Annotated in this window: 23 protein-coding genes; 12 read left to right on the forward strand and 11 right to left on the reverse strand. The window is 31.0% G+C overall.

Features of this window, described 5'->3' with window-relative positions; all coding sequences use genetic code 11:
- Positions 1 to 114: 114 nt before the first annotated feature.
- On the forward strand, positions 115 to 1,788 hold the full coding sequence (locus KI230_RS11910) for a CDP-glycerol glycerophosphotransferase family protein (RefSeq protein ID WP_025175031.1): 1,674 nt from the start codon (positions 115 to 117) through the stop codon (positions 1,786 to 1,788).
- A 153-nt stretch (positions 1,789 to 1,941) separates the two neighbouring features.
- Here the strand turns inward: KI230_RS11910 and KI230_RS11915 are convergent, their stop codons facing one another.
- Both KI230_RS11915 and KI230_RS11920 read right to left on the reverse strand, forming a co-directional pair.
- Positions 1,942 to 2,571: a hypothetical protein gene (locus KI230_RS11915; RefSeq protein WP_000827001.1), complete on the reverse strand. Its 630-nt coding sequence runs from the start codon at positions 2,569 to 2,571 to the stop codon at positions 1,942 to 1,944.
- A 313-nt stretch (positions 2,572 to 2,884) separates the two neighbouring features.
- Positions 2,885 to 3,400, reverse strand: a complete 516-nt coding sequence (locus tag KI230_RS11920; protein ID WP_000907311.1) for a GNAT family N-acetyltransferase — start codon at positions 3,398 to 3,400, stop codon at positions 2,885 to 2,887.
- Positions 3,401 to 3,590: 190 nt separating this feature from the next.
- Here KI230_RS11920 and KI230_RS11925 point away from each other — a divergent pair, with 190 nt between their 5' ends.
- Complete coding sequence (locus tag KI230_RS11925) at positions 3,591 to 4,595, forward strand: oxidoreductase (RefSeq protein WP_000573242.1); 1,005 nt, start codon at positions 3,591 to 3,593, stop codon at positions 4,593 to 4,595.
- A 45-nt stretch (positions 4,596 to 4,640) separates the two neighbouring features.
- On the opposite strand, the gene KI230_RS11930 is transcribed toward KI230_RS11925, so the two are convergent.
- The 5 genes from KI230_RS11930 to KI230_RS11950 all read right to left on the reverse strand — a co-directional run bounded on the left by KI230_RS11930 (position 4,641) and on the right by KI230_RS11950 (position 8,259).
- Complete coding sequence (locus KI230_RS11930; RefSeq protein ID WP_000241596.1) at positions 4,641 to 5,042, reverse strand: GNAT family N-acetyltransferase; 402 nt, start codon at positions 5,040 to 5,042, stop codon at positions 4,641 to 4,643.
- Positions 5,043 to 5,077: 35 nt separating this feature from the next.
- Entirely contained in the window at positions 5,078 to 6,112 is a 1,035-nt protein-coding gene (locus KI230_RS11935) for an NAD(P)/FAD-dependent oxidoreductase (RefSeq protein ID WP_000655972.1), read from the reverse strand.
- Between the two features lie 10 nt (positions 6,113 to 6,122).
- Positions 6,123 to 6,239: a hypothetical protein gene (locus tag KI230_RS11940; RefSeq protein ID WP_001806771.1), complete on the reverse strand. Its 117-nt coding sequence runs from the start codon at positions 6,237 to 6,239 to the stop codon at positions 6,123 to 6,125.
- A 104-nt stretch (positions 6,240 to 6,343) separates the two neighbouring features.
- Positions 6,344 to 6,775 carry a DUF2871 domain-containing protein gene (locus KI230_RS11945; RefSeq protein WP_001253464.1) on the reverse strand — a complete coding sequence of 144 codons (432 nt, stop codon included), beginning with the start codon at positions 6,773 to 6,775 and terminating at the stop codon, positions 6,344 to 6,346.
- 206 nt (positions 6,776 to 6,981) lie between these two features.
- Positions 6,982 to 8,259 (reverse strand): YhgE/Pip domain-containing protein, encoded by a 1,278-nt coding sequence (locus KI230_RS11950; RefSeq protein WP_001020016.1) that lies wholly within the window; start codon positions 8,257 to 8,259, stop codon positions 6,982 to 6,984.
- A 160-nt stretch (positions 8,260 to 8,419) separates the two neighbouring features.
- On the opposite strand from KI230_RS11950, the gene KI230_RS11955 reads away from it, so the two are divergent.
- Both KI230_RS11955 and KI230_RS11960 read left to right on the forward strand, forming a co-directional pair.
- Entirely contained in the window at positions 8,420 to 9,043 is a 624-nt protein-coding gene (locus KI230_RS11955; protein WP_000656771.1) for a TetR/AcrR family transcriptional regulator, read from the forward strand.
- Positions 9,044 to 9,088: 45 nt separating this feature from the next.
- Entirely contained in the window at positions 9,089 to 10,033 is a 945-nt protein-coding gene (locus KI230_RS11960; protein WP_000633068.1) for a magnesium transporter CorA family protein, read from the forward strand.
- Between the two features lie 84 nt (positions 10,034 to 10,117).
- Here the strand turns inward: KI230_RS11960 and KI230_RS11965 are convergent, their stop codons facing one another.
- The gene (locus tag KI230_RS11965; RefSeq protein ID WP_214958276.1) at positions 10,118 to 11,560 is read right to left on the reverse strand and encodes a sucrose-specific PTS transporter subunit IIBC; all 1,443 of its coding nucleotides are present in this window, start codon (positions 11,558 to 11,560) and stop codon (positions 10,118 to 10,120) included.
- Positions 11,561 to 11,742: 182 nt separating this feature from the next.
- On the opposite strand from KI230_RS11965, the gene KI230_RS11970 reads away from it, so the two are divergent.
- The 4 genes from KI230_RS11970 (at position 11,743) to KI230_RS11985 (ending at position 16,833) form a co-directional block, all read left to right on the forward strand.
- The gene (locus tag KI230_RS11970; RefSeq protein WP_000664393.1) at positions 11,743 to 12,126 is read left to right on the forward strand and encodes a YbgA family protein; all 384 of its coding nucleotides are present in this window, start codon (positions 11,743 to 11,745) and stop codon (positions 12,124 to 12,126) included.
- Between the two features lie 1,487 nt (positions 12,127 to 13,613).
- Positions 13,614 to 15,719, forward strand: coding sequence for an AraC family transcriptional regulator Rsp (gene rsp / locus KI230_RS11975; RefSeq protein ID WP_000128366.1), 2,106 nt, complete (start codon positions 13,614 to 13,616; stop codon positions 15,717 to 15,719).
- 70 nt (positions 15,720 to 15,789) lie between these two features.
- Positions 15,790 to 16,212, forward strand: a complete 423-nt coding sequence (locus KI230_RS11980; protein WP_045176540.1) for a pyridoxamine 5'-phosphate oxidase family protein — start codon at positions 15,790 to 15,792, stop codon at positions 16,210 to 16,212.
- 264 nt (positions 16,213 to 16,476) lie between these two features.
- Positions 16,477 to 16,833, forward strand: a complete 357-nt coding sequence (locus KI230_RS11985) for a DUF4889 domain-containing protein (RefSeq protein WP_000727328.1) — start codon at positions 16,477 to 16,479, stop codon at positions 16,831 to 16,833.
- Positions 16,834 to 17,208: 375 nt separating this feature from the next.
- Here KI230_RS11985 and KI230_RS11990 read toward each other — a convergent pair whose 3' ends face one another.
- Together KI230_RS11990 and KI230_RS11995 are read right to left on the reverse strand one after the other, a co-directional pair.
- A complete protein-coding gene (locus KI230_RS11990; RefSeq protein WP_001173165.1) occupies positions 17,209 to 18,486 on the reverse strand; it encodes a cation:dicarboxylate symporter family transporter in 1,278 nt (425 codons plus the stop codon).
- A 181-nt stretch (positions 18,487 to 18,667) separates the two neighbouring features.
- Positions 18,668 to 19,033 (reverse strand): DUF3139 domain-containing protein, encoded by a 366-nt coding sequence (locus KI230_RS11995; RefSeq protein WP_000727537.1) that lies wholly within the window; start codon positions 19,031 to 19,033, stop codon positions 18,668 to 18,670.
- Positions 19,034 to 19,430: 397 nt separating this feature from the next.
- Here KI230_RS11995 and KI230_RS12000 point away from each other — a divergent pair, with 397 nt between their 5' ends.
- Together KI230_RS12000 and KI230_RS12005 are read left to right on the forward strand one after the other, a co-directional pair.
- Positions 19,431 to 19,877: a MarR family winged helix-turn-helix transcriptional regulator gene (locus KI230_RS12000; protein WP_000289213.1), complete on the forward strand. Its 447-nt coding sequence runs from the start codon at positions 19,431 to 19,433 to the stop codon at positions 19,875 to 19,877.
- 215 nt (positions 19,878 to 20,092) lie between these two features.
- Positions 20,093 to 20,521: an Hsp20/alpha crystallin family protein gene (locus KI230_RS12005; RefSeq protein ID WP_014532690.1), complete on the forward strand. Its 429-nt coding sequence runs from the start codon at positions 20,093 to 20,095 to the stop codon at positions 20,519 to 20,521.
- Positions 20,522 to 20,627: 106 nt separating this feature from the next.
- Here KI230_RS12005 and KI230_RS12010 read toward each other — a convergent pair whose 3' ends face one another.
- Positions 20,628 to 21,797 (reverse strand): nitrate/nitrite transporter, encoded by a 1,170-nt coding sequence (locus KI230_RS12010; protein WP_000278558.1) that lies wholly within the window; start codon positions 21,795 to 21,797, stop codon positions 20,628 to 20,630.
- Between the two features lie 369 nt (positions 21,798 to 22,166).
- On the opposite strand from KI230_RS12010, the gene KI230_RS12015 reads away from it, so the two are divergent.
- Together KI230_RS12015 and KI230_RS12020 are read left to right on the forward strand one after the other, a co-directional pair.
- Positions 22,167 to 23,081 (forward strand): DUF2268 domain-containing putative Zn-dependent protease, encoded by a 915-nt coding sequence (locus KI230_RS12015; RefSeq protein WP_045177650.1) that lies wholly within the window; start codon positions 22,167 to 22,169, stop codon positions 23,079 to 23,081.
- Positions 23,060 to 23,800, forward strand: coding sequence for a MerR family transcriptional regulator (locus KI230_RS12020; RefSeq protein ID WP_045177652.1), 741 nt, complete (start codon positions 23,060 to 23,062; stop codon positions 23,798 to 23,800). The genes KI230_RS12015 and KI230_RS12020 overlap by 22 nt, the downstream gene beginning before the upstream one ends.
- Positions 23,801 to 23,907 lie beyond the last annotated feature (107 nt).

Genomic DNA, 23,907 nt, shown 5'->3' on the forward strand with positions numbered 1-23,907 from the left:
TCATCAAAATGAATTGTACTTAATGTAATGAAGTAACTTATACTATTCATGAATTTTACATAAGACCGTGCTAAAATAAGGAAGATACTACGATGAGAAATGGAAGTTATAGCAATGATTAAACAGATAAATGTTTCTAATATGCAAAAGTTTGAATCTCAATTAATGAAAGCTCAGTCTGAAGGTTATACACATGTCGTTCCATATGCAAATGAGATAATGATTTATCAATCGATGTTAGATGCGGTTCAATTATATCCTAAGTCTATCGTGGTTGATTATACTGTGGATGGACAATACAAAAATGATTGTCACTATTTCGGTCAATCATCGATCAACATTGCCGATTGGGCTCAAAACAATAATTATTATCCTAACCTGATATATGCGATTCAACAGACTCTTGATTTAATACATTATTACTCTGTAGAAACGATTTTCGATTTAGCTTTATTGACACTTCTGAAAGGTGATTTATCAATCGATGGTCATGTCGTTTTTGATTTTAAAGCCCCTATAGCAACAAGTGCTTCAATATGGGAAACTATTAAAACTATTGAAGATTTTGATATGATGTCTCAGTTTTATTTGAATAAAATGGCTTATATTGATCATCATCCTATACCTTTTCGCAACCTTTTTATCGAGGATTCAGAACAACTTAATTCGCCAGATAATTGGTTGTATTCTACCAAGTTTATGCTACCTAAATGGTTATATAAAATAGCAAAGCAACGTGCTGATAACAAACAATTACAAAACTTCGGCCTGTATACGAAGCAACCAAACGTTTTAAAAGATCACATCGTTTTTATCGGTGATCATCATCAATATATAGGTAATTCAAAATATTTATTTACTTACTTCGTTAAACATAATCCAATGACTGCCTGTTATTTTGTTACTGACGATCGTCGCGGACCACATTTCATATCACCTAAGTCTGAAAAAGCTGACGAATTGATTAACAGCGCACGCGTAGTTATAGTTGAAAATGATATACCTGAAACGTTACAACCAAACGGTACTTTAATTCAATTACATCAAGGCACACCAATAATGCAATTATTTTTAGATAGTAAAGAGCCTATTAAAAATATAGAAACACCTTTTTATCGTGCTAAAAGGTATAATCGCTGGTTGCAATTCGATTATGTTATACATTCTGCTGATGATATTAGCCACTTTTATCAAACGGCTTTTCCTAGTCACCAAGCAAATGTATTGGCTTATGGTAATCCTAAACACCAATATTTACTACAAAAGCGTAACGAAAGTACTACTCAACAACAGTATAAGAAATCGTTTAAAATAAATGATCAAAAACCAGTTTTATTATACGCACCTATTGGATTAGTGAGTGCGCAACAATTACCACTATCAGATGCTTTATTCAAAGCCTATCATGTTGTGGTTCAGGGTGTTGATGAAGCGATGTTACCAGAAGAGGCGCTTGTTGCACCAAAGTATCTTAGTGCTCAAGACTTAATTCTAATGTCTGATGTCGTTATCACTGATTACTCAAATATAATATTTGATGCGATGGCTATAGACAAAACAGTAGCATTATACACTCCAAATCACAGTCAATACATTGAGTCTCAAGGTGTTAACGAAGATATTTGGCGTCATCTATCAAAAATTTGGTATACAGACCGACAATTATTAATTAATAATTTAATTTCCCAGGCAATACCAGTGATTAAATATCCACAAATACAACATAAAGAACAACCATTAGAATCTATTTCACAACTTATATTGTCTAAGATGACATCTAATCAATAGTGTTTAAATTTCTCAGTGGCTGTGAATGAGGTTTAAAAGTGCTATAAAACGTAAACTTTTACACTTTAAAATACGCAAAAAACGGTAAACCCTAATTCATATTATAGAGTTTACCGTTTTATTTTTTTAACTTGCATCATAGTTATATTAACATTATTGTTGGTAGTTTGGATCAGTAACCATTGCTTGTCCAGTATAATCAACCGTTACAATTGAATATTTTCCATTTGCATTTGGGTCTTTAAAACTAAACACATACTTATAGTTGCCATTATGTTCTTCAATAGAATAATCATTATACACTTTATTATTACTACCAAATTTATTTGCTTCATTATTAGCCGCATTTAAAGCTGTTTGGAAATTTGGCAATTGCTGTAAAGCTTGAGTTTTATTTCCATTAAACGGATAAATTTGACGTGCAACCGGCGCGGCATTTTGTCCATAATATGGTGCAACGTAACTTGATTTTTGATTATTATTCGCTTGATTATTACTTGATTGGTTATTATTTGTTTGGTTTTGGTCATTGTTTGTTGCATTTGAATTAGATTGTTGCTGGTTATCGTTTGCACTATTATCTTTATTATCTTTGTTTACGTCTTTACTATCATCTTTATTATCTTTCTTATCTTTAGATGAATCATTTGTTTTTTTATCTTGTTGTTCAGTTTTCGCTTTATCATCTTTTTCTTTATTACCGTCTTTTTGTTGGTCACTATCTTGACCACATGCAGCTAAAAATAATGATAATGCTAGTAACCCTGTAACTAATCTTTTCATACATATCTCCTCCTATAATTCGATATTCATTGAATAATCTTGAAATACATATCTACCATGTGTATCTTTTCATGGCTTGTTACCAAAGACGTCAACATTAATATGATCTGAATTATCACAATATCCATAACTACAATCTAAGGTTCTTTTTATTATACCCTAATTTTTGTTCATTATTATTTAATTTTTGTGAATTTTATGTTTTCTATAAATTTAATTATTTTACTTTAACAATTCATTACGCATTTAGCATTTCAAGGTATACACAATATTTATTACTATGATTTCATTTTATCTGCTGCAAAAACAATCATTATAACTCTTTTTCCATAATTAAATCTGTATCCGTTACATCACCTGTTTGAAAATGATGTTCACCAACCACTTTAAATCCATGACGTTTATAAAATGCTTGAGCACGAGGATTATGCTCCCAAACTCCTAGCCAAATTTTATGTTTATTATGTTCTTGTGCAATTTTTTCGGCCAATTCTATCAATTGTGAACCTCTTCCGCCACCTTGAAAGTCTTTCAAAAAATATATGCGCTGCACTTCTAAATAGGTCTCCCCCATTTCTTCAGTTTGAGCACTATTAATATTCATTTTTATATAACCAACATTCGCACCATCTTCTTGATAAAAATAATGAAATGAATCTACATGGTTAATCTCTTGTGTAAATTTTTCTACAGTATAATTGTCTTTAAAAAATTGATCAAAATCTTTGTCATCATAGTAAGAACCAAACGTGTCATAAAATGTTCTAGTTGCTAATTCAACTAATTCACTAGCATTTTGTTCTGAAATTTCTTTGATTATCCCAGCCATATAAATCCTCCAATAAACAGTGATCGAATCAAAATATTACTTATGTTATTTTTCAGCCAAAACTATTTAAAAATACATTAACACAAATCAATTACAAATTGTATTGATTGTGTGTAACATCAATAAATGATACATTTATTCCAGTAAAATGGCCGTATTTTCAAAAGAGAAAAAGAGAGGATGTATCGTTGTGATAGAAACATTTAAAGCGTTTGTAATTGATAAAGATGAGAGCGGTAAAGTGACACCAACTTTCAAACAATTATCGCCTACTGATTTACCTAAAGGAGATGTGCTGATTAAAGTACATTACTCTGGTATAAATTATAAAGATGCTTTAGCGACTCAAGATCATAATGCAGTCGTAAAATCGTATCCTATGATTCCAGGAATAGATTTAGCTGGAACAATTGTTGAATCCGAAGCACCAGGCTTTGAAAAAGGAGAACAAGTAATTGTAACGAGTTATGACCTAGGTGTTAGCCATTATGGCGGTTTTAGTGAATATGCGCGTGTAAAATCAGAATGGATTATCAAGCTTCCTGATACTTTAACATTAGAAGAATCAATGATATATGGCACAGCTGGTTATACTGCCGGTTTAGCAATTGAAAGACTTGAAAAAGTTGGAATGAATATTGAAGATGGTCCTGTACTCGTTCGCGGTGCTTCAGGTGGTGTCGGTACTTTAGCAGTACTCATGCTTAATGAACTTGGTTATAAAGTTATCGCAAGTACAGGTAAACAAGATGTTAGCGATCAATTACTTGAACTTGGTGCCAAAGAAGTTATCGATCGACTTCCTGTTGAAGATGATCATAAAAAGCCACTCGCATCATCAACTTGGCAAGCTTGTGTAGACCCTGTTGGTGGCGAAGGTATTAATTATGTTACAAAGCGTTTAAATCATAGTGGGTCAATTGCAGTTATTGGTATGACTGCCGGTAATACTTATACTAATTCTGTATTCCCTCACATTTTAAGAGGTGTAAACATTTTAGGAATTGACTCGGTATTTACTGCTATGAAATTAAGACAGCGCGTTTGGCGTCGTCTCGCAAAAGATTTAATGCCTGAAAATTTACATGAGATCAAGCAAGTTATTACATTTGATGAACTTCCAGAACAACTTAACAAAGTAATTAAACATGAAAATAAAGGGCGCATTGTTATCGATTTCGGTGTAGATAAATAGTATTCATGAAAAAGACATCCCGTTATGCGAGATGTCTTTTTTAATTTAGTATTTGATATACATACCGCCTGAATCTGGTTCGGTAGGTATAAATCCAAATTTTGTATATAATTTATCCGCTGGGTAGTCTGCAATCAGACTAACGTATGTACTCTCAACAGCCACACCTTTAATATATTGCATAATATGCTCCATAATTAGACTGCCGTAACCTTGACCTTGGTAACTTTTCAAAACTGCAATATCAACAATTTGAAAAACAGTTCCGCCATCGCCAATTACTCTACCCATACCAATTAACCGATCTTTATCATACAAGGTTACTGTAAATAAGGCATTAGGTAATCCTTTTTCAGCTGCTTCGTGCGTCTTTGGACTCATACCTGCGTTAATCCTTAATGCGCAATAATCCTCGCAAGTCGGAATATCATATGTCACTTTAACCATTATTTACCCCACTTTTCATCACACAATATATCAACCTAGTATAAATGTTTATTTACAATAGTCTTATTCGCTTCTTTAAACACTTCATGATGACTTGAAACATAACCCTCTGCATTCGCATCTGGTTGGATATATGTTTTAGCAAGGTTCGCTGCATTTGCACCATCACTAAATGCACTTGCAATTAGATGTGATTTTGCATCATGATAAACAATATCTCCACACGCATAGATACCAGGTATACTAGTTGTCGTATTACCAAATCCTTTAACACGACAATCATCATGCATATCTAGCTTTGAAGATGTTTCACTCAATAATGTATTACAACGATCAAACCCATGACTAATAATGACATCGTCAAATTTAACTGTATGCGTATCGCCACTTTCAACATGTTCCAAAACAACTTCACTTATATGCGTTTCATCATCATTGCCGACCAAGTATTTAATACGTGTTTTTGGGCATAGTTTCACATTTAAATCTGTCACCAACGTTTTCATCGCTTCATGACCACTTACATCTTCTTTTCGATAAACAACTGTCACGCTTTTAGCAATCTTGGCAATATCATGCGCCCAATCCAATGCTGTATTTCCTCCACCTGATATTAATACATCTTTATCTTTGAAACGTCTGTAACTTTGTACAACATAATGTAAATTAGTTAATTGATATCTCTCTACACCTTTAACATCTAATTGTTTTGGATTAATAATACCCGCACCAATTGCAATGATAACTGCTTTCGATGTATATATTTCTCCCGCTTCTGTTTCAACTTCGAAATGACGTTCTGCCTTTTTCCTAATATCTACCACACGTTCATTCAAATGAACTTCCGGTTTAAAATATAATCCTTGCTTAATTGTATCTTTTAAAATTTCATGACAAGGTTTTGGCGCAATGCCGCCAATATCCCAAATAATTTTTTCAGGGTAAATTCTCATCTTACCCCCTAATTCAGATTGAACATCTATCAATCTTACAGACATATCTCGCAATCCAGCATAAAAGCTTGCATACAAACCAGACGGACCGCCACCAATGATTGTAACGTCTTTCATTATGTGCCTCCTATGACTCTCTATATTCATTTCTTTCATTAACGCGCTCAAATTGATAATTATTATCATTTAAAGCCATTATACTATTAATATTTATATTGTTAAAATAAATCGCATAGTTAGCCATGAATTATCAATAACTATCCCATCACAATATAAAAACACACCTTTCAAAGTAAGAAACAACAATGTTCCTTTGAAAGATGTGTATATTTTTTAGTTCTAGTTATATTATTTTTTAAAAGACTCATCACGTGGTTCTTTAAGAATTGCTTGTCTTAAAAGGAAAAATAGCAACAATAAACCTGCAAGCATACCTGTGTGCCCAATACCTGCAAAGCCTGCAAATGCTTCTGGAGAGTATGATTTACCAGTGACTTGGAAGAATCCTTTTGTCACCATCATACCTATAGTAACGATAACACCTATGTTATATACATAGAAGAACCAGTTAAATAAGTAGTAACTTGATAATTTAAATAACTTCTCCAATGGTAATAATATTAAAAACATAAACATACCTAAAATAAGTGTATGTGTGTGTACAAGTGATAATTGTGTTGTACCAGTAAAATCATATGCTTTTGTTAGCTCTCTATAGAAAAAGCCACTAAATAAACCTATGATCATATAAAAAAGAAATGAATATAATAACCTACGCATTTTGAATCCTCCCTCACCTTTTCATTATATCCGATTATACCTATTATAACAGTGACAAAAAAGCGAAGATATGACACAACTGAATTTGGTTTAGCACATAGTATGACAGCTAAAATAACTTTACATCAAGCGCTATACAAATAAAATAGCTATACCATGACGCTCGCTACAAACGTCTTGTATAGCTATTATTTCTATTTATTAAATTATGACGGCACTTCAGTACGTTTTGTGCTATGTTTTCTAACAATAGCTGAAACTAAACTTGATACAGCGCCAAAAATCATAAACCCTATAAACATCCACATTGTACTATTTAATTCAATATGATGATTCAAGTATAATAGTTCTCTTACACTTGTTGCATAGTGTGTGAATGGATTCCAATCATATACATATTTTTGATAACTTTCAGGCAACATTTGTTTAGGTAACGTTACAAGTTGCATACTAAAGAACATTAAAATGAAGAAAATTGGAACTGACTTCATACCTAGCCATACCATAACACCTAAAATAAGGCCCACGAAACCAAGAATCGCAAATGCTACAAAAATTGCGATACGATTTGGATGGTCAAAATCAAATCCTTGAACGCCTTGCATGAAATAAATATAAACAAAGCTACCTGCAAATGCTGCAACAACTGCAAATATCATCTGTCCAATTGAAGCAATGATACGATGTTGCACGACGATATTGTTACTAGTTCTAAATGCAAAGAACAATAAGATAGACGTTACGATTGAACCTATCCAAATTGGCATAAACATTAGGAATGGTGCATTACCACCTGCTTGGTGATCTTTAACTTTATTAAGTTTTTCATTATCCACTTTTACTGGATTCGTCAAACCATTGATGTCCGCGGCATTGACTTTAACATTTTGACTCGTTAATGTTTCCAAACTTTGCTTCGTAATTTGAGCATTAATATTATCACCCATACCAGTTAATACAGCTGATGCAATTTGTGAACCTTGTAAGCTTGATCCTTCACTTACAATCGTTTTAAATTTAGCCTGCTTAACCTCTACTTGTTGATTCCCCATTTTTTGTTTCATTTGTTGAACCACTTGTGGCGGAATTTCACCTGAAGCAACTTTTTGTTGCATTTCTTCTTTTTTACTATCCATAACTACTTTTTGTGTTTTACTCATAGCATCTTTTGAAAAGTCTTTATCAATAATAGCTACTCCAAAGATTTTTTGATCTTTCAAATCTTTTTCAAGGTCTTTTTCACTATCAACCTTAACCCATTTAATTTTATTAGAATCACTATCTAATAATTTATCCTCTAATTTTTTACCAATGTTAACATTTTTATCTTGAATCGTTGTACCTTTATCCTCGTTTAATATACCAATTGGTAAATCTTTTGGTTTAGGATTATATGCAGGATAAAAAGCTAAAGAAAAGATTACCAAGATAATCATAGTTGCTATTGGTGCAATCCATAATAATTTATTTTTAAATATATTCATTTTATTAATTACCTCCTTATTAGACAATGTGTTGAATATTTCGCATGTTGTCTATTATAATATGTAAGTGGGAATAAACAATACACAATGTTCATCAATACGTTTATTAATAGACAAATACACCCGCATTGTTCAATAACACGAGGAGGTTGATTTATTTTTGAAAGAAGATAGGCGAATTAGAAAGACAAAGTCCTCCATTAAACAAGCGTTCACTAAATTACTACAAGAAAAAGATTTAGAAAAGATTACCATTCGCGACATAACAACACGCGCTGATATCAATAGAGGGACATTTTACTTACATTACGAGGATAAATATATGTTACTCGCAGATATGGAAGATGAGTATATTTCAGAACTAACGACATATACTCAATTTGATTTGTTACGCGGTTCTTCAATTGAAGACATTGCGAATACTTTTGTAAATAATATACTCAAAAATATTTTCCAACATATTCATGATAATTTAGAGTTTTATCATACTATTTTACAATTGGAACGCACGAGTCAATTAGAATTGAAAATCAACGAACATATTAAAAATAATATGCAACGTTATATTAGTATCAATCATTCCATCGGAGGCGTTCCAGAGATGTATTTTTACAGTTACGTTTCCGGAGCAACAATTTCAATTATTAAATACTGGGTAATGGACAAACAGCCCATTTCAGTTGATGAATTAGCTAAACATGTGCATAATATTATTTTTAATGGTCCATTAAGAATAATGGCAGAAAACCGTTTGCATAAATCAAACCTTGATTCACTAACTTAAGTAATACTCGCTTTTCCTAAATCCTTTAGAAAGGAACTATATATCATGATTACTTCATTCAGACATTCTGAAGATATAGATAAACATATTATAAAAACACCATTAGATCATACAGCGTCATGGATTAATGTAGTAGAACCAGACCGAGAAGAAATTGAAAATCTTATGGAACAATATAATATACCTGAAGACTTTATACGTGACCCTTTGGACTCAGAAGAAAGTTCCCGTATTGAATATGACGAAGATACTGGTTACTCATTAATCATTATTGATTTACCTATCGTCAATTCAACTAATCGTAGCGTTCTATCTTTTGTAACGATTCCATTAGGCATTATTATTGGCAACGGTATTATCGTAACAGTTTGTGACGCTGAAAATGAATTTTTAGAAAATTTACCTAAGCGTGATATTAATTTAAAATTTCACAGCAGATTTGCATTAGAAATTTTAACTACTATTGCCGACCATTATAATCGTAACTTACGATTACTTAATAAAAGTAGAATTCGTATTGAGAAAGAACTAAAAAATAACATTACTAACAAACAACTTTTCAAATTAATGGAAGTTGAAAAAAGTTTAGTATACTTTTTAGCTGCCTTAAAAGGTAACGATACAATTATTAAAAAGTTATTCCGTTTACCTGCAATTAAACGTTTTGAAGAAGATGAAGAATTACTAGAAGATTTAATCATTGAAAATAACCAAGCCATCGAAACAACAGAATTACATCAACGTATCTTAGAAAGTATCACAACATCATACGCTTCCTTATTATCTAATGATATGAATACGATTATGAAGACATTAACACTTTTCACGGTACTATTAACGTTACCAACACTCGTATTTAGTTTCTTCGGTATGAATGTGCCGTTGCCAATTGATGACCATAGTTATATATCTTGGATTATTGTGGTAGGTATTTCATTAATTCTTGTCGTAATTGTTAGTATTTTCTTATGGCGTAAACAGAAATTATAACTAAATTAAAAGGTATGACAGCTTAAAGTTTCATCCTATTGCATTTGCAATGACTGATACTTTGATTACTGTCATACCTCTTTTTTATTCTACAACTTCTTTATTTGCTTTTCTTTTAGATAAAATTAAAGTAACTGTTATAGCAATGATGAATGATATTGTCATACCAACAAAGTAGTGTAACCATCCTGCATGTACTGGATTGATTGAAATAAATCCTGGCAATCCAGCAGTTCCTAATGCGATTGCTTTAACCTTGAAGAAAGCAATATATGCTGAACCAATACCTGATCCAACGATAGCGCCAATAAATGGATATCTTAGTTTTAAGTTAACACCAAACATAGCCGGTTCTGTAATACCAAGTAATGCTGAAATACCTGCGGCAGATGCCACACCTTTTAACTTCTTATTTTGTTTAATAATAAAGAACGCTGCAATTGCTGCACCACCTTGTGCAACATTAGACATTGTCGCAATCGGGAATATAAATGATCCACCCGTTTTAGTGGCATCTGCAATTAATGTCATTTCTACAGCTATAAAGCTATGATGCATACCTGTAATAACAATCGGAGCATACAATAATCCGAATATTAATCCACCAATTGCACCACCAAATTCATAAAGCCATGTTAAACCATCTGATAACCAGTAACCTAATTGTCGAGTGATTGGACCTACAAATGAAAATGTTAGAAATGCTGTTATAAAAATAGATAACAATGGTGTTAACAAATTATCTAACACCGTTGGAATAACTTTGCGTAACCCTTTTTCAATTGAGGCTAAGATATAAGCTGCTACAAGCATAGGTAACACTTGTCCTTGATAACCTACTTGATTAATATGCAAACCAAAAACATCCCAATATGGAATAGCCTTACCTGCTTCAACTGCTTTTGGGAAATCGTATGCGCTCATTAGCGATGGATGAACTAGTATCATACCTAATGCAGCACCTAAAAATGGATTGCCACCAAAGCGTTTTGCTGCACTAAATCCAATTAAAATTGGTAATAATGTAAATGGTGCATTCGCAAAAACATTTATCATTTCAGCTAATCCAGCAAATTGACTATATACATCTATCAATGATTTACCTGAAAAGAATAAATCTTTCGCAGTCAAAATGTTATTTAACCCCATTAATAAACCACCAGCAACGATGGCTGGTATAATCGGAACAAAGATATCTGAAAGCATTTTTACAAATCGCTGTAACGGATTCATATTTTTAGCAGATTGTGCTTTGACTTCCGAAGTGGTTGATGCTTCTTTTCCAGTTAATTTTTCCAGTTCACTAAATACTTTATTGACTGTACCAGACCCAATAATAATTTGGTATTGTCCCCCAGTAGAAAACGTCCCTTTAACTACATCCATATTGTTTAGCGCCTCTTCATTTACTAAACTTTCATCATTTAAAACTAATCGTAGTCTCGTTGCACAATGCGCCATTGCATCTAAATTCTCTTCTCCGCCTATCGCGTTCAAAATTTCTTCTGCGGATTGCTTATAATTCATATATTTAGCCTCCTAATTAGAACCGGTTCCATTTATTCCACTTTATTGTAACCGGTTCCAAAAATATTTGCAACACTCTATTATCATTTTATATAAACACCTACACCATTTTTGATAGCGCATTCATTTTTATTGCTATACTACATGCATGTATATTAACATTAATTATCGGAGGTAATTTTATGAAAGAACGTGGCTATATCGAACAGCTTTGGCGTGAGGAAAAATATCATGTATTGTTACACAGTCAACAGTCTTACCAAATGATAAGGAATGCTTTAAAAACGGATTTATCACTTCATCAAGTTCAACAAATGATTGATGATGCTTTGTTAATTGAACCGAGTATAGGAAGTGTATGTAATGCTTTTGATCATATGTGGGGATATTTTAAAAAATGTGCGAATGAAGAAGAAAGACAACAATCAAAACTACTTAAAGCTGATTTTATTAATGGTAAAATCGACACCCAAACTTTATTAGATTTTTTAGCAGAACTTGCTAATAAATATGATGTTCAATATTTACTACAAAGTCGTGTTTTAAACACAAAAAGAAAGAGATAGATTGAAACTTTAGTTGTAACGGACAAATAGTAGTCATTGGAGTTCAGCAATTCATACTTTGTACTAAAGTTTACTATAATCTATCTCTCAAGGTTTAAATGTACATATCTATATTAAAATGCGTTTCATGATGTTAGAAGATACCATACACATTTAATTAGTTACAGCATAAATCAATTTATACCCTTAATTATTACATTGTTTATATTTTAAATTCGGGGGAGTAATTTTAAGTAATATCTTGTTGCTGCTAATTCTATTGTTAATAAATTGATATTAGATGTAGAAATTGAGTGTGAAAGTTAATAATAGATGATTTAGCTAGTAACATAATTAATTCATATATAGTCAAAAAGTTCTGTTAGATACTGTTCTTGATGAATATTCTTTGATGTTAGGTGTTAGCTATTCTAGATGAGTTTCTTAGATGTGGATGCCTGTCTTGATGAAGTTATCTATGATGTTAATATAATACTTGATGTTGATTCTTAGATGTTAGTGCGATTTCAAGATGCTGATTCTTTGTTGTTGCACTATCTTGGTGACGTTTCTAGTTGTTTATAGTTATCGCATCTCTTGATGTAAAATCTAAGATGTTTATGCATTTCTAGATGTTAATTCTTCGCTGCTTAAGAATTATCTTGATGGTAAATCTAGTTGTGCCATGCATTTTCTCATGATGAATCTAAGGTGTTAATTCATTGATGTGTGCTGTTTCTTGTTGCTTCATTATCTTGATGGTGAATTTCGTTGTCTAATGCACTTTTTCAAATGATTATTCTAATTGTTACGGCAATAACTAGATGGATTTTCTTAGATGTTCACTTTTCTAGATGTTTATACTTATCTTGATGTTTTCTAAACAGAACTTTTAAACGCTTTATTTTTTAGTAGATTGTTTAAAATTTCTTAGTTGATGGTTATTGTTGTTGATTTGAATAATTTGTAGCGAATATTTTGTAACAGGGCTACTAAGAATTTTTATAACAAGAAGTGATTTCAATCGTACTAATTTTCAGCGTTTGATGACAAAAGTGTATGTCCAAACTTAAATAATGGCGATAAAATTTAAGTCATGGGTACATTTAATGTTTTTTGATTCAAACTTCCATTTTGGTCAATTTGCTTTTTTTATAACATAGTTGAATATCAATAAAAGATTAGCAAGTTAGTTCAAAATGGCTATGTATTGTTTTTTGAAATACATAGGTTTGAAATCTATATTAATTATGCACCAAATAATTTAATTAGACTCTATCGAAAATTTCCAAATTTTGCTTACTATCTTTCTAATTTTACTTTTATATTGTGCACAATGCATAAAAACAAGCGTTTTCCTAGGAGTTTTCATTAATTTCTTTTATTTTTCACTATTACCTTTTCAAAAATATTCAACTATAATAGGTATACTATCCATGATTTTAAAAATTTCCATGTTTTACATTTAAATGATAGATTTCAATATATATTAGGCAGGAGAGAGAAATATGACATGCCAACTTAAAATACATCATACATTATCGACAATACCAAGTCGTAATATTAATAATATTATGGTGCTATTTTCACTTACAAGTAAACTCAATATTACGATTAATGGTGAAACCAAAGACGTAAGTAATTATATTATCTTAATTAACCATGGTGATATTTATAATATTAACCACGGCGAAAATATAATCGAATTAATGATACCCGTTTTTTATTTTTATCAACAAGATGATGATTTCTTTAATGGTTATTTAGATCGTCATTTATTACAATCAAGTAATTATATTAAGTCATTAATTGCCGATTTAATCAGTACACCAACAAGTTCTTCTTTAATGGGGAAAAATATAGGTCAAAGTATTATAGACACTTTACTTAAAGAAGCTTTTATAAGAATAGATCATGAATATTTACCAAATATTGCTTTAAGCAATCCGGTGTTCATAGACTGTGTAAACTATATTCATGACAATATTGATGCGCACTTGTCTTTAAAAGATATAGCGATGCATTGCAACATCTCTGAATCATATTGTTCTAATCTTTTTGTTCGATATTTGAGTATGAATTTTAAAGATTATTTTACAAGTATTAAACTTGTTAACGCCATCAATTTATTACTTTCTACAAAACATTCTATTACAACTGTTTCTGAATTGGCCGGTTTTAACAGTCATACAAATTTTGCAAATCAATTTAAGAATTACTTGCATTTTAGTCCTAAACAGTTCCGTTCACTCGTTTCCAAGATTACTGAACCACCACAAATACACTTCCAACAAGATAACGTATCACAATTCACTGAGTTAATTTCAACAATTGATTTAACAGCTCAACTGGCTACAAATACAACAGATATTCATATAGATGATTTTAATCCGAAAGATCGAAGTCAGCGTGCCAAAGTATTTGTTCGATTTAGTAATTTCAATGAACTATTTCAATTTATTTTCAATGAATATTACGATATTAACTTTGAGCACTTACCAAAACCTGTCGTTTTCATTGACGATATTCACGATATTGAGATTAGCCAAACGAATTACAACCTGTTAAATAGATGTTTTGAAAAGCTTTTCGAAAAAAATATAGGTTTAGCAATCGCTATTAAATCAACACAACAATTCGAAACGATGAAGCAATTAATACTCACATTTTTACAAGGCAATCAAGACTATAAGACAAGCAAGAAATTAGTTAAATTTATGCTCGTATTTTGCTCTAATTCTATGACAGCAGAAGAAATTCATTTATGTCATCTTAAAATTAAAAACAAAAATAAAGAAATTAAATATAGTGTGACAGTCGATGGCTTTTTAGAAACTTATTCAACCGTGGAACAAGTTTATGATGTCATGCAGCGTCTTAAATTCCATTATTACTTTATTGATATTGAAAATTCAAAAACTGCAACACATCTTATCACTAAAAACCAACACTATCATCAAACTGACACTCATTTTGAACAGTATAAGAAATTTATTTTAGATTCAGGTATATCATCAACACAATTTGTATATAATAACCTGTCTGTAAGCGGATTTAAATATACTAATGATGGTAAGAATCCAATTCAATTATCTGACATAGTGTATCACTTAATCGCATTATTACGATATGGCGGTGGCATTAGCTATCAATTATTAGATGACCATTCAAATTATATTTCCTTGTACAACAAATATGGTAGCCCCCTACCATTAATGCATTTATATAAAATGTTTAGACCTTTTGTTAATGAAGATATTGAAATTACAAATAATTATGTATTGAGTCGTAAAGATAATAACTACCATTTCTTATTATTCAATAAAATTAATGATAGATATATGTCAGACGTAAAACAAGATTTCATTTTCCATAATGAATTACCTCAAGACTCTTTGATGATTATTAAAACATTGAATCATGAACATGGTTCAATTCAACATTTGCTTCCAATAAGCGATCAACTTGTTTATATAGAAAAAGAAATTTTAGATGAATTAGACAAAACGAATTACCCTAAAACGGAGCTTGCAGTTCAAGAAGAAACTGGTCGTACATTTGAACTCAAGTTAAATCACGACGAGGTTAAATATATTTGCTTTAAACCAAGCTAAATACTAACAGTCTTCTTGTGTTTAGTTTCTTACGTTAAAGGCTATTTATATCATAAGGAGATGATATGTAATGAGTAACTCACAAGCAATTCAAGCAATTGAAAACGTGTTAGCAACGTCAAAAGTTGGTGTATTATCAACTGCATATAATAACAAACCTAATAGTAGATATATGGTCTTTTATAATGATGGTCTTACTTTATATACTAAAACGAATATCCATTCTGCTAAGGTCAAAAAAATTAAAGAAAACCCAGCAGCCTATGTATTGTTAGGTTACAATGATACGACAAATCGCAGTTTCGTTGAAATGGAAGCCACGATAGAAGTAGTTACTGATCAAAAAGTAATCGATTGGTTATGGGAGACTCAAGATAAAAGCTTTTTCAGTTCAAAAGAAGACCCAGAACTTTGTGTTTTAAGAGTAGTTCCGCAATCCATTAAGCTAATGAATGATAAATCATTAGATACACCTATCAAAATCGATTTATAACACAAAGTATATATAGGAAATAACTTTTATGAATTCTAGATATAACAATGTTAAATACTTAAAATAACTCGCTATAATTAAAGTGTTTAATATGTTTACAATTCAATTTGCAATGTATTGTTTTTTAGACACACTTTATTCACATTTAACGTGATTAGGGTGTGTCTTTTTAAATTAATTTTATGTAATATAAATACTGCATTTGCAAACTGTTGCACTTTTAGGTATAACAGAATTAACTACATTTAAGGAGATTGATGAACCATGAAAAAGAAAAAAGGTTTTGGTCTTGGTATTAGTTTAATCGCCATCATGTTAATTGTATGTATTGTATTAGTAATCATGATGATGACTGGCGGAAAGAAAGATACATACTATGGAATTATGAAAGATAATACTACTATTGAAAAAATGATTAGTGAAAAAGATGAAAGTATTGAAAAAAATGTTAAATTACCTTCAGATTCAGATGTTAAAGTTAAAAAAGGTGATTTTGTAATTGTTTATAAATTAGCAGATTCAGATAAAATTGTTAAAGTTAAAAAAGTTGACCATGATGACGTCCCTCACGGTTTAATGATGAAAATTCATGACATGGGCAAAATGCACATGAAACACTAATTAAGCTTTAATTTTGAGTAATATAGAAGATATTAAAAGCAGCAGTAAGATGTTTTCTAATTGAAAATTATCTTACTGTTGCTTTTTAAGAATTACTGTGTCAGTCTATTTTCGGTTCGCCTGCGCTTTTGCGCATGCATAAAAGCCCCTAACAACCTGAGGTCACTGCGCTTCGGTTCGCCTGCGCTTTGCGCATGCATAAAAGCCCCTAACAACCTGAGGTCACTGCGCTTCGGTTCGCCTGCGCTTTGCGCATGCATAAAAGCCCCTAACAACCTGAGGTCACTGCGCTTCGGTTCGCCTGCGCTTTGCGCATGCATAAAAGCCCCTAACAACCAAAGGTTGTAAGGGGCTTTAAATGTCAGATAGTATTTTTTAAATTGATTTTAAATATTCTTGACCTTTTGCTTTGTCATATACGTTTTCCCATTTAGCTATAACGATTGTTGATAATGCGTTACCAATAACGTTTACACATGTACGTACCATATCTAAGATACGGTCAACACCAATAATTAATGCTAAACCTTGTGCCGGTAAGCCCATGGCACCTAATGTTGTTAATAAAACAACGATTGAAGTTCCTGGTACTGCCGCCATACCTTTAGACGTAATCATTAATGTTAACATCAACACAATTTGCTCTGATAATGTTAAGTGCATTCCATACATCTGTGCAACGAATAATGCTGCAATAGATTGATAAAGTGCTGATCCGTCTAAGTTAAACGTATAACCAATTGGTATAACAAAAGAAGTAATTTCTTTTGGAGAACCGAAGTTTTCCATTTTCTTCATCATTACAGGAAGTACAGCTTCCGAACTTGATGTAGAAAATGCTAAAAGCAATTCACTTTTCAAGATTCTAATAATATTCATGATATTAATACCACACATCCATGCAACTAGTCCTAGTATAGCGAATACAAAGAACACCATTGCAAAGACAACAACTAATACTAATTTTAATAGTGGTAATAATGCGGATGCACCAAATGTAATAATTGTAGTACAAATGAATGCAAACACTCCAAGTGGTGCTAATTTTAAAATTTTATTAATCATCCAGAACACAGCTTCAAGCGATCCGCTTAAAAATTCTTTAACTGGTTCTGCTTTTTTACCTACAGCAGCTAATCCTAATCCAAAGAATACTGCGAAGAAGATAATAGGTAATAATTCACCCTTATTTAAAGCTTCAAAAAAGTTTGTCGGAATAATATGTACAATGGTATCAATAAAATGATTTCCATATGTAGATTGTTCTGCTGCATGTGCAGTTGATTGATATTTAGAAATATCACCTTTAGGTAATTTTGTTGGGTCTAATCCAGCACCTGGTTTAAATAGGTTACCGAAGATAATCCCTAAACCTATTGCGATTGTTGTAATAATTTCAAAGTATAAAATTGTTTTCCAGCCATAACGCCCTACAGTTTTCGATTCCCCAACGTTCGAAATAGAAAGCGCTAGTGAGCAAAATACAACTGGTATAACGATCATTTTAATTAAATTTAAAAATACGTCACCAAATGGTTTAATGTAATTTGCTACGTTTTCTTGTCCATATAATAAAAGTCCTACGACAACACCTAACACTAATGCAATAACAACTTGCATAGGTAGGCTAATTTTTCTCTTGAATAGAGCCATAGTACAAACTCCCCTTCATCTGACATCACTCAATTATATCAGAAAATTGATAATTATCTATAAAAAATTAAAATATTTATCTTTTATAGATGTCAAAAATCACTAATTTCCATACAAAAACTGTTTACCTCAAATAATTAAAATTGAAGGCACTAAACTGCTTCACCAGTTTAACGTTTCACTATTTTGATGGTTTATAATTTTGATTGAAATATTTATGCTTTGCAGTTTTCAAACTTTTCTTAGTCTCTGTATCAAAGCCTTCAACAAATAATCCTTTATTAGTACTGATTGGTTGGACAACATAAGTTACACCAGGTTCATCTTTAAACGTAACTTCCTTATAGAAAAGACCTTTTTTAGCACTATACTCTGTTTTTTCTGATTTAATTTTATCTTTTAGATTTTTCTCTTCCAAGTAACTGTCAATTAGTTGAATATTCTTATGGCCTTGATATGTTTTCAGACCAAAGAAAAATGCTACTGCAACAATTAATGAAATAAATAATATAATGATAACTTTAATCGCGTTTTTTTTCTTCTTCATTATGTAACTCCTTTTTGCTTATCTATTCAGTATGAACGAATCAATTTATTTAATAAAGAGTTTTTACCAGATTGTAACAAATTTTTTTATTCTCAATATTATTATAGAAATCGAATTACATACACGATGCTTTTAAAAAATTTAATAACAAATTTCATTTTACTATCTATCAAAATAATTGACTACTTTTAACAATTAAGGATGATACAATTACATTTTTTTCAATTTAAAAAATCAGTCATATCAGTAATTACCGATGAAAATACTAAGATATCGATATGTTTTGCATTATTTAACATTTAAATTCAATTATAGACAATTCAATAATTGCGATGAAATCAGTACTTGACAACTATTACACTTCATAATATTGTTTATTTTAACAAGGAGTGATTGGATGTATGTAGAAAACAGCTATCTTAGCAAACAGTTGTGTTTTTTATTTTATGTTTCTTCAAAAGAAATAATTAAAAAATACACAAACTATCTTAAGGAATATGATTTAACCTATACTGGTTACATTGTTTTAATGGCGATTGAAAATGATGAAAAACTTAACATCAAAAAATTAGGTGAACGTGTATTCTTAGATTCTGGAACACTGACACCATTACTAAAGAAATTAGAAAAGAAAGATTACGTTGTTCGAACACGTGAAGAGAAAGATGAAAGAAACCTACAAATTTCTCTAACAGAACAAGGTAAAGCAATAAAAAGCCCTCTTGCTGAAATTTCTGTTAAGGTCTTTAATGAATTCAACATTTCAGAACGAGAAGCATCAGATATAATTAATAATTTGCGGAATTTTGTTTCTAAAAATTTTGACTATTCCGACAAAAAGTAACTCCCTATCATAAGGTGATGGGCAGAAGTATGCATCGATATGTTTATTCATTATCTTTATTGCTTGTATAAATCTCGATGCTCAGTTCTTTTGCCCTGATTCCTTATCAGGCACAAATCTACCCATTTATTACTTTTTTATCTCCCCTTTTACTTTAACTTTTTTAATACTACTCATATAATGGCTTTGTAATACAAATTTCTATAATGGAAGTGATGATATTGAACTTCAATCAATTCGAGAATCAAAACTTTTTTAACGGTAATCCAAGTGATACATTTAAAGATTTAGGTAAACAAGTATTTAATTACTTTTCAACACCTTCATTTGTAACGAATATATATGAAACAGACGAATTATATTACTTAGAAGCTGAACTAGCAGGTGTAAATAAAGAAGATATTAGTATCGATTTCAATAATAATACGCTCACTATTCAAGCTACTAGAAGCGCAAAACACAAATCTGAACAACTCATTTTAGATGAGCGTAACTTCGAATCATTAATGCGTCAATTTGATTTTGAAGCTGTTGATAAGCAACATATTACTGCTAGTTTTGAAAATGGGTTATTAACCATTACCTTGCCTAAAATCAAACCAAGCAATGAAACTACTTCATCAACGTCTATTCCAATTTCATAGTTAAATTTAAAATGAATACACTACTAAAGCCTTAATGTCATGCTACGAATATTGCGCATGATATTAAGGCTTTGTATTTAACTAAATGAATGTCATGTATTACATATCAACCGTTTTTCAATGAGCCATATTCTTTTTGGTATAAATGACGCATGGTAAATAATGCAATACATCCAAATACCGCTAAGAAAATAAATGCTAAATGACTTGATCCTGTTAAATTAGCTACGTATGTGATTACTAGTGGTGGGAAGAATCCTCCTAAACCACCCATCATTGATACGATACCATTTGCGGATCCCGCTTCATTTAAGAAGTATGATGGTACTAATTTGAAGATTAAGCCGTTACCAATACCTGCACAAATACTTATTGTTAAACAGCCTACAGTGAATAATGCGATATGGTCTGAAATACCTAAAATAATGGCACCGATAATCATAACAACAAAATCAATCATCAATACTTTAACTGCATTAAATTTATCACCTAAAATGCCACCTATTGGTCTTAAGAATGTTGCCAGCGCAATGAATACACCTGATCGAATACCAGCATCTACTTTGTCAATTCCAAAATGATTTACTAAGTAGTTAGGTAAGAAAATACCAAATGCTACAAAAGCACCAAAAGTAATGAAATACCAATAACTTAAGTAATATAATTTGTAGTTTTTAGATAATGTTTTCATTTGTGCCATTAATGGCACTTTAATTTTACGTTCTTGTGTATCACCAAAAATAAACATAATTAATGCAAATAAAGCGATAATAATTAAGTAACTTCTAACAGTTGTTTGCCAACCAATAATACCCGCAATTGGCGGTGCTAAAAATGAAGAAACTGCTGTACCGATATTTCCCATACCATAAATACCATTTGCTAGACCTACTTTTTCTTTAGGGAAATATTTAGGAACTGATGTAACACCAACTGAGAAAATTGCACCACCTACACCAAGGAAAAATCCTGACGCCATTAACATACCCGGTGTTTGTGCTTGGCTTAAGAAAAATATCGGGAATAACAATACGATAAAACTAGTAAAGAATACCCATTTAGCGCCAACAATGTTTGTTAAATAACCAAATGGCACACGGAGCACCGATCCCAAAATAACTGGTATCGCTAAAATGATTGATATTTGACCTTCAGTAACATTGACATCTTGTTTAATAAAGGGCATTAATGGCGCAATTATACTCCAAGCCATAAACCCAACCACTAAACTTAATGTTTGTAATGTAAGTTGAAAGCCACCTTTTGTTTTGTACATACGTTTCACCTTCATCAAAATCATTTATTTTTTAATAGATATCAATACTCTGCCTATATATTAGAGGTCAATGTTATTTAAAAATGCTTTCATTTATATGAAAACATTCAATATAGACAAAGTATTGACTACATATATATTTTATTATGATTGTGAAAAAGTGAACATAAGGATTTTCCCTTATTTATGAAGTGATTTACCCTATACAATGTCCCTTTAAGATGCTTTTAGACACTTATTCGCCATCATTTTAATCATATTATTTAGGAACACTCACATACTTTTCTTAATTTTTTTCAATTAGTTACAATTACTGCTTGAAAATCACGTTACGTTATCCTTTATGCTGACAACATAAGGAGGTTTATCATGTATAAAATCAATATTATTAGATCAGATTCCGTCTATAAGAATATACTCAAGGCACCAATAAACGACCGTGATTCAATTTTCACTAAAGAAATATTAGTACCTTTTAAAAAGAAATTTGAGGCACAACATATGCCTATTTATAATGATGCCAAACAGACAATGAATGCAAATCATTTTTTAGATGCATTTCAAAAGTCTCCCAAAGAACTGGTTGAAACTGACCAAATGTCAATACAATACCTGAATAATGATTTCTGGAGTAATTGCGAAAAATATTTAAAAGTTGCTATAGATCAATTTTCAAATTATAGTATCTCATCTCAAGTTTCTAACTATCATTTCACAGTATTACTTGGAGATAGCCAAAAACCACTTATGTATCTAAATAAAAATCGCGGTGGTGATGGTGGCATACCAGGTTATATTATGATTTATTTAGTGCCGAGTACAAGTACAATTAATTCTATGAAAAGCTTAATTGCACATGAAGTAAATCATAATATGCGCTATCAATATATTGATTGGGATGGCGGAAGTTTGATTGAATTGATTATTGCAGAAGGATTAGCTGAAAACTATGTAGAATCATTGTATGGTAAAGCGCATATTGGACCGTGGGTAACAAATACTAATTGGAGTCGTGATAACGTAAAAATTAAAAATACTATTTATAATCATTTACATTTAAAGCATATATTTGAATCGATGCCTTATCTCTATGGTGATGATATTAATAAACTTCAAGGTAGGCCTATCGTTGGCCTATCTCATGCTGCCGGGTATGCATGTGGCTATCACTTGGTAAAATACTTTTTACAAAAAACAAACATACCTATTGAAGTTGCTACAACACTTCCAGCACAAAAAATAATAAATGAGGTGACTGAATTTTGGCATACACATTCACTTTAAAAGATATTATTGAAATTACAGGTGTAACTAAAAGAACTTTACATTATTACGATGAAATAGGATTATTAGTTCCAGATAAAAATGATAAAAATTATCGCGTTTATAAACAGCAAGACTTAGAAAAATTACAAAAGATTTTAATACTCAAGTCTTTTGATTTTGATATCGCTAAAATAAAACAATACATTTCGTATGATAATGAACAATTGCGAAAGTTATTATCAGAGCAAATAAGCAAGTTAGATAAAAAGATTTCTGACTTACAATTAATTAGACGCTCTGTATGTGAATTTATTAAAGGACTCTCTCTAATAGATACCAGCATTTTAAACAAGACACTACAGTCACAATATGATAAAGAAGCATCTATAAAATATGGTCATACGAAAGCATATCAATCATTTATTAGACGTAAAGACAGCTTACAATCGCAGGATATCAGACATAAATTGACAACTATCTTCAATAAATTTAATCATATGTCTTTGAGTCATTATCCAATCCAAGATTGTAGTGATCTCGTATTTGAGTGGAAGGCATTTATGAACACTATCGCTGATTTTGATGATGAAACATTATGCTGTATTGCTAAAACATATGAAGATGATACGCGTTTCAAAGATTACTTTAATTCATATGATAATCAAAATTTAGCATCATACATTTCAGAAGCTGTTAATTATTTTTTGAGCAATGTGAATAAAAGCGACAATTTTTAATCCTCATACAGATGCTACAACACTGAATACACCAACTAAAATACTTGTTCAAAGTAGAAAACTAATCATTTATTCTCTAAATCAATAACTATATTAAAAGTTATACC

The sequence above is a fragment of the Staphylococcus sp. MZ3 genome (assembly GCF_018622755.1).
Taxonomy (GTDB): domain Bacteria; phylum Bacillota; class Bacilli; order Staphylococcales; family Staphylococcaceae; genus Staphylococcus; species Staphylococcus aureus.

What these genes read in the sequence shown, in the direction of transcription:
- KI230_RS12015 (WP_045177650.1), top strand. Translation starts at nt 22,167, where the DNA reads ATGTATAAAATCAATATTATTAGATCAGATTCCGTCTATAAGAATATA.
- KI230_RS11980 (WP_045176540.1), top strand. Translation starts at nt 15,790, where the DNA reads ATGAGTAACTCACAAGCAATTCAAGCAATTGAAAACGTGTTAGCAACG.
- KI230_RS11990 (WP_001173165.1), bottom strand. Translation starts at nt 18,486, where the DNA reads ATGGCTCTATTCAAGAGAAAAATTAGCCTACCTATGCAAGTTGTTATT.
- KI230_RS11965 (WP_214958276.1), bottom strand. Translation starts at nt 11,560, where the DNA reads ATGAATTATAAGCAATCCGCAGAAGAAATTTTGAACGCGATAGGCGGA.
- KI230_RS11915 (WP_000827001.1), bottom strand. Translation starts at nt 2,571, where the DNA reads ATGAAAAGATTAGTTACAGGGTTACTAGCATTATCATTATTTTTAGCT.
- KI230_RS11950 (WP_001020016.1), bottom strand. Translation starts at nt 8,259, where the DNA reads ATGAATATATTTAAAAATAAATTATTATGGATTGCACCAATAGCAACT.
- KI230_RS11910 (WP_025175031.1), top strand. Translation starts at nt 115, where the DNA reads ATGATTAAACAGATAAATGTTTCTAATATGCAAAAGTTTGAATCTCAA.
- KI230_RS11930 (WP_000241596.1), bottom strand. Translation starts at nt 5,042, where the DNA reads ATGGTTAAAGTGACATATGATATTCCGACTTGCGAGGATTATTGCGCA.
- KI230_RS12005 (WP_014532690.1), top strand. Translation starts at nt 20,093, where the DNA reads ATGATATTGAACTTCAATCAATTCGAGAATCAAAACTTTTTTAACGGT.
- KI230_RS11985 (WP_000727328.1), top strand. Translation starts at nt 16,477, where the DNA reads ATGAAAAAGAAAAAAGGTTTTGGTCTTGGTATTAGTTTAATCGCCATC.
- KI230_RS11970 (WP_000664393.1), top strand. Translation starts at nt 11,743, where the DNA reads ATGAAAGAACGTGGCTATATCGAACAGCTTTGGCGTGAGGAAAAATAT.
- KI230_RS11995 (WP_000727537.1), bottom strand. Translation starts at nt 19,033, where the DNA reads ATGAAGAAGAAAAAAAACGCGATTAAAGTTATCATTATATTATTTATT.
- KI230_RS12010 (WP_000278558.1), bottom strand. Translation starts at nt 21,797, where the DNA reads ATGTACAAAACAAAAGGTGGCTTTCAACTTACATTACAAACATTAAGT.
- rsp (WP_000128366.1), top strand. Translation starts at nt 13,614, where the DNA reads ATGACATGCCAACTTAAAATACATCATACATTATCGACAATACCAAGT.
- KI230_RS11920 (WP_000907311.1), bottom strand. Translation starts at nt 3,400, where the DNA reads ATGGCTGGGATAATCAAAGAAATTTCAGAACAAAATGCTAGTGAATTA.
- KI230_RS11940 (WP_001806771.1), bottom strand. Translation starts at nt 6,239, where the DNA reads ATGGCTAACTATGCGATTTATTTTAACAATATAAATATTAATAGTATA.
- KI230_RS11935 (WP_000655972.1), bottom strand. Translation starts at nt 6,112, where the DNA reads ATGAAAGACGTTACAATCATTGGTGGCGGTCCGTCTGGTTTGTATGCA.
- KI230_RS11960 (WP_000633068.1), top strand. Translation starts at nt 9,089, where the DNA reads ATGATTACTTCATTCAGACATTCTGAAGATATAGATAAACATATTATA.
- KI230_RS11945 (WP_001253464.1), bottom strand. Translation starts at nt 6,775, where the DNA reads ATGCGTAGGTTATTATATTCATTTCTTTTTTATATGATCATAGGTTTA.
- KI230_RS12000 (WP_000289213.1), top strand. Translation starts at nt 19,431, where the DNA reads ATGTATGTAGAAAACAGCTATCTTAGCAAACAGTTGTGTTTTTTATTT.